At 38.8% G+C, this 6,022-nt stretch carries 4 protein-coding genes; all 4 read left to right on the top strand.

The annotated features are described in order from the left end of the window. The first annotated feature begins 222 nt into the window (after positions 1-222). Positions 223-870 carry a glycoside hydrolase family 73 protein gene (locus tag Q0K80_RS09690; protein ID WP_046324524.1) on the top strand — a complete coding sequence of 216 codons (648 nt, stop codon included), beginning with the start codon at positions 223-225 and terminating at the stop codon, positions 868-870. Positions 871-949: 79 nt separating this feature from the next. Then, a complete protein-coding gene (pcrA, locus tag Q0K80_RS09695) occupies positions 950-3,190 on the top strand; it encodes a DNA helicase PcrA (RefSeq protein WP_294605825.1) in 2,241 nt (746 codons plus the stop codon). A gap of 44 nt (positions 3,191-3,234) precedes the next feature. After that, positions 3,235-5,247, top strand: a complete 2,013-nt coding sequence (gene ligA, locus Q0K80_RS09700; RefSeq protein ID WP_294605827.1) for an NAD-dependent DNA ligase LigA — start codon at positions 3,235-3,237, stop codon at positions 5,245-5,247. A 13-nt stretch (positions 5,248-5,260) separates the two neighbouring features. Next, the coding region (locus tag Q0K80_RS09705) for a CamS family sex pheromone protein (RefSeq protein ID WP_294605829.1) at positions 5,261-6,022 on the top strand (762 nt) is incomplete at its 3' end.

A 6,022-nucleotide genomic window follows, 5' to 3' on the forward strand; every position in this document is an offset into this window, starting at 1 on the left:
TAAGGATCTTGTGATCGCTTTTAGATCGTGGAAGTTCGAGTCTTCTTGCCCGCATTTGCTTTAATGGAGCTTTGGCTCCATTTTTTTGTCTGCTTAATTTATTTTTGAGTAAATTTATTTTGCAAACCAACTAACTTTATTTTAAAAATTAATTATTGCATAGTTTTATAATTAAGAGAGGCTATACTTAAGAAGAGATTTTTTAAAAGCAAGGGAAAACAAATGGCGAGAAAACGAAGAAGCAAAAAGTTATCTAATACAGCAATCATTATGCGCACTTTTATTATTTTATTTTTATTAATAATTGCTTTTGTGGCTTTTCGTTATTATCGGAGGCAGGCAATTCAGTCTGAGCAGATTAGACAAGAGCAGCTTGCGCGTGAAGAGGCAAGACAAAAGATTATCAGACAGCATAAGGCTTTCATCCGAGAAATTGGCCCGATAGCTAAAGAAGTGGATAAATCTTTTGATCTTTTACCTAGTATTACTATTGCCCAAGCCTGTCTCGAAAGTGATTATGGTAAAAGCGATCTTTCCCAAAAATACAATAACCTCTTTGGCGTCAAAGGCAATAACCCAAATACCTCTGCTGTCTTAAAAACCAAAGAATTTGAAAAAGGTAAGTGGATTGAAATCAAAGCTCGCTTTCAAATTTATGACTCTTATGAAGCTTCAATCAGGGCTCATGCGCGCTTGTTCCAAAAGGGGACTACTTGGGATGCCAAGCAGTACCGGCATGTTCTTGCCGCCAAAAATTATGAGGCTCAGGCTCGTGCGTTAGTTAAAGACGGCTATGCCACTGACCCTGATTATGCGGATAAACTGATTAAATTAATCGAAGAATACAATCTTGACCGTTTTGATAAATAGAATGCACAGGGTAACAAATACGATTACGATTTTTGGTACAATAGAAGAGTTATAAAATTTGGGGGCGAGAGGATTCAGAATGAGCGTAGAATCAATTTTAAAAGGTTTAAATCCACAGCAAAAAAAAGCAGTACAGATTACAGAAGGGCCCTTATTAGTCGTTGCTGGAGCTGGTTCCGGAAAAACATCTGTGCTAACGCGGCGAATTGCTTATCTAGTTGCTGAAAAAGGGATCGCGCCTTGGAATATTTTGGCTATTACTTTTACCAATAAAGCTGCCACTGAAATGAAAGAGCGTGAATATAAGTTGTTGGGACAGCAGGCTGACAGTATCTGGATGTCGACTTTTCATGCTCTTTGTGTCCGCATATTAAGACGGGATGCCGAAAAAATTGGTTACAGCAGTAATTTTTCGATTGCTGATTCAGCTGAACAGCTCACTTTAATTAAACATATTCAAAAAGAGCAGAATATTAATCCCAAAATGTATGAACCACGGAGAATTTTAGCTGCAATTTCTAATGGCAAAAATGATTTACTTACTCCAGATGCATTTTCAGCCAGTGCTGCCTCACCTTTTGAAAAAATAACTGCTCAAGTGTATCAGGAATATCAAAAACGCCTGAAGAATGATCAAATTATGGACTTTGATGATTTGATTATGCAAACTTTGGTTTTGTTTAAAAAGGATCCGACTGTTTTACATTATTATCAAAATAAATTTCGTTATTTACTGGTAGATGAATACCAGGATACCAACCAGGCACAATATGAACTGTGTCATGCTTTAGCTGCTCAATATAAAAATATTTGTGTCGTCGGTGATGCAGATCAGTCAATCTATGGTTGGCGCGGTGCCAACATGGAAAACATTATGAATTTTGAGCAGGACTATCATGATGATGGTGTTCAAACTGTCAAATTGGAGCAAAATTACCGTTCAACTGGTCATATTTTAGCAGCAGCTAATGCCGTAATTAAGAATAATCGTAACCGCAAAGCCAAAAAGCTGTGGACTGATCAGGGTGATGGTGCAAAGGTAACTTATTATCGCGCCCAAAGCGGTGATGATGAGGCTCATTTCATTATTGCTAAAATCCAGGAAGAGGTAAAAGAAAAAAAGCGTTCTTATCACGATTTTGCAGTGTTATACCGTACTAACGCTCAATCCAGAACAGTTGAGGAGTCTTTTGTTAAGTCAAATGTTCCTTACCAAATTGTTGGTGGTCATAAGTTCTATGATAGAAAAGAAATCATGGATATTATGGCTTATTTAAAGTTAGTAGCTAATCCCAGTGATTCTATGAGTTTTAACCGGATTATTAACACCCCTAAGCGCGGTATTGGACCAGTTAGTGTGCGCCGCTTTATGGACTTTGCCCGTGATAACAATTTATCAATTTTAGGAGCTTTTGATCACATTAGTATGTCAGGCGTTACTGCCCGGGCAGCGGCCAAACTGAGTGATTTTGGCGCTAAACTACGTGATGCGATTAATTTTGCCAAAGATCATACAGTTACTGGTTTGACTGAAAAAATACTGCAGGACTTTGGCTATACTGCTGCCTTGAAAGCTGAACATACTATTGAAGCAGAAACTAGATTAGAAAACCTGGATGAATTTTTGTCTGTTACTAAGCGTTTTGATGATGAATACGAAGAAAACGATGATGAAAATGCTTTGAGTGATTTTTTAGCCGAGGTTTCTCTTTTAAGTGACCAAGATGATTTGGCCAATAATGATGATCAAGTTGCGTTAATGACACTACACGCCGCAAAGGGGCTGGAATTTCCAGTAGTCTTTTTAGTAGGGATGGAAGATGGGCTCTTTCCTTTGTCCCGCGCTTTGATGGAAGATGATCAGCTTGAGGAAGAGCGCAGATTGGCTTATGTGGGTATTACCAGGGCTAAGCGCGAACTGTTTTTAACCAATGCATATTCACGCATGATGTATGGCAGAATGCAGAATAATCCTCCTTCTAGATTTTTGGAAGAAGTTGATCAAGACGACCTGAATATTGAAAATTCCGTACCAATTACTTTGACTAGTGCTAACTTTCAAACTGAAATTGCACCTTTTGCCAATAGCGATGAACGAGCACGCGCACAGGTTTATACTCCAAAAGTTAAACCTGCTGGCGCAGTGGGAGCAGAGAAAAAGGGCTGGAATGTCGGTGACCAGGTAGAGCATAAGTCCTGGGGCAGAGGCGTTGTAACTAAGGTTAACGGCAAGGGTGAAGACATGGAGCTTGACATTGCTTTTAGTGGTAAAGGAATCAAGCGACTTCTAGCAGCATTTGCACCAATTAAAAAGGTATAATAAAAGCAGAAATAAAAAAATAGTTTTAAATCAGGAGGAAGAAAATGGCAGATTTAACTCTTGATGAGGCCAGAAAAGAAGTTGCAGCTCTAAGAGATAAACTAGACGAATGGGCAAATGCCTATTATACAAAGGACACACCTGAAGTTGAAGATAATGTGTACGATAAAAACTATAATCGTTTAGTTGAACTTGAGCAGGAATTTCCGCAGCTGGTGTCACAAGATTCCATTACTCAAAAAGTAGGGGGACAGATTGACAATCAGTTTACTAAGGTTACTCATGAAATTCCAATGCTATCAATGGGAGATGTTTTTTCTAAAGAAGAACTGCAGGAATTTGATGACAGAGTCCAAAAACAAATAGGTCACGAAGTTGCTTATAATGTCGAATTAAAAATTGATGGCCTGTCTATTGCCTTAGAATATACTGACGGTAAATTAACCAGGGCTTCTACCAGGGGAAATGGCCAAGTAGGTGAAGATGTTACTCCTAATGCACGCTATATTGCAGATATTCCCCAAACTTTACCTGAAAAATTGACCACAGAAGTCCGTGGTGAATGTTACATGGGTAAAGAACCCTTTGCTAAACTCAATGCGGAACGTGATGAAAACGGTGAAACAACTTTTGCTAACCCGCGCAACGCTGCAGCCGGCTCTTTACGGCAATTAGATGCAAGTATTACCAAACACCGGCACTTAAGTACATTTATTTATACCTGGGTTAATCCGCCAGCAGAAATTACCAGTCAACACCAGGCAATTGAAAAAATGACGCAGCTGGGTTTTCACACCAATCAAACCGGTCGCAGAATTGTAAAAATGGCCGATATTTTTGCTTTTATTGACGAGTATACTGCTAAAAGAAATTCGCTGGACTACGGGATTGATGGGATTGTTTTAAAAGTTGACAATTTAGACTTGCAACAAGAACTAGGAAATACCGTCAAAGTGCCACGGTGGGAAATAGCGTATAAATTTCCTCCTGAAGAGCAGGAAACTGTGGTTCATGAAATTAAGTGGACGGTTGGTCGTACTGGAGTTGTAACGCCTACTGCAATTATGGATCCTGTGCAACTTGCTGGTACTACAGTTTCTCATGCAGTTTTGCATAACGCCGATTTATTGCAACAAAAAGATGTCCGTATTGGCGACACCGTTATGTTACATAAAGCGGGTGACATTATACCCGAGATTTCAGAAGTAGTATTAGCTAAAAGGCCAAAAGATGCTCAACCTTATCCGATTCCGACAACGTGCCCATCGTGTGGAGAAAAATTAATTCATCTAAAAGATGAAGTAGCACTGCGCTGCGTTAACCCGTCCTGTCCTGCCCAGATTGAGGAGGGCATAACTCATTTTGCTTCCAGACCGGCTATGAATATTGACGGCTTAGGACCTAAGATTGTGCGTCAGTTAATTAAGAACGATCTCGTCCATAATGTAGCTGACTTATATCATTTAACCGCTTCTGATTTGGAAAAACTGGATCATTTCAAAGATAAATCTATTAGTAATTTATTAAACGCTATCAATAACTCAAAAAGAAATTCCGTGGAGTTATTGTTAACCGGACTTGGAATTGATCATGTAGGTGCCAAGGCTGCCAGATTAATTGCACAAAAGTTTAAAAATATGGCAAAGATTATAACAGCAGACGTGCAAGATGTGGCTGCTATCGATACAATAGGAATGACAATTGCGGAATCTTTAACCACTTATTTTGCTCAGGATGAAGTTAAGGATCTAGTTAATGAACTTAAAGATAGTGGTGTTAACATGGATTATCTGGGCGCAGAGCCAGAAGACACTGCTGCAATCCCAGACAATTACTTTAAAGGTAAAACTGTCGTTTTAACCGGCACTCTTGCGCATTATACTAGAAGTGAGTTTACCAAGAAATTACAATCACTTGGTGCTAAGGTAACTGGTTCAGTTTCAGGAAAAACCGATTATGTAATTTATGGTCAGGACGCTGGTTCCAAATACACCAAAGCACAGAAGCTTGGTGTACCATTATTGACTGAGGAAGAAGCAATTGCTCAAGTTAAATAAAGGAACTTTTAAAGTGAAAAAATACTTGCAAATATTAACGCTTTTGGGAATATCATTGAGTTTGACAGCTTGCGGCAACTTAAAAAATTCCGATTTGGCGAATAACGCTAAAACATCATCGAATTCAAGCCCTAAAACATATCAAACTACCGATACTGGTAATAATGGGTATACTGTTTTGCTTAAAAACGGGCATTATGTAACAAGTCCAATTTCTGGCTTGACAGCGACTGATAATGATAATTCTGTTGATACTAGAGAATTAGAACGAGGCTTGGTCCAGATTTCTAAAGGTGTTTATTCAACAAATTCATATGTCTTTCAGGAAGGCCAGTACATTTCTGCCACTGTAGCCAATCAATGGCTGGGACGAAAGTCAAAGTCAAATCCCACTGGTCTTAATCCCAAAATAGGAACTAAGAAAAATTACCAGCCAATTTATTTAGAAGAAATAATTGAACAAGATTTTTTGACCGGATCCGGCTCAAATTACCACATAGGTGGTATTAGTATTGGGCTTGCTCTTAATTCAATTGACTATTATCAAAAGAAAAAAGATGGTCCTGAATACCAGGCACAAATTTCACGTACTCAGCAAAAGCAATACGGGCAAGCAGTGGCCCAACAGGTAATAGCTCGCTTGCGGAAAAAGAAAGCATTAAAGAATGTCCCAATTACTATTGGTCTTTTTGCAAAAGAAAGTAAGGACTCTTTAGTGGCTGGAACTTACTTTTTGAGCGGGACAGCGGCTGCTAATAGTAGTAAAATAACTAAA

This window comes from uncultured Lactobacillus sp., from assembly GCF_945290125.1.
Lineage (GTDB): Bacteria > Bacillota > Bacilli > Lactobacillales > Lactobacillaceae > Lactobacillus > Lactobacillus rizhaonensis.

Bases quoted from the DNA above. Each gene is read 5' to 3' on its own strand.
- Q0K80_RS09690 (WP_046324524.1), top strand. From the start codon at position 223: ATGGCGAGAAAACGAAGAAGCAAAAAGTTATCTAATACAGCAATCATT.
- pcrA (WP_294605825.1), top strand. From the start codon at position 950: ATGAGCGTAGAATCAATTTTAAAAGGTTTAAATCCACAGCAAAAAAAA.
- ligA (WP_294605827.1), top strand. From the start codon at position 3,235: ATGGCAGATTTAACTCTTGATGAGGCCAGAAAAGAAGTTGCAGCTCTA.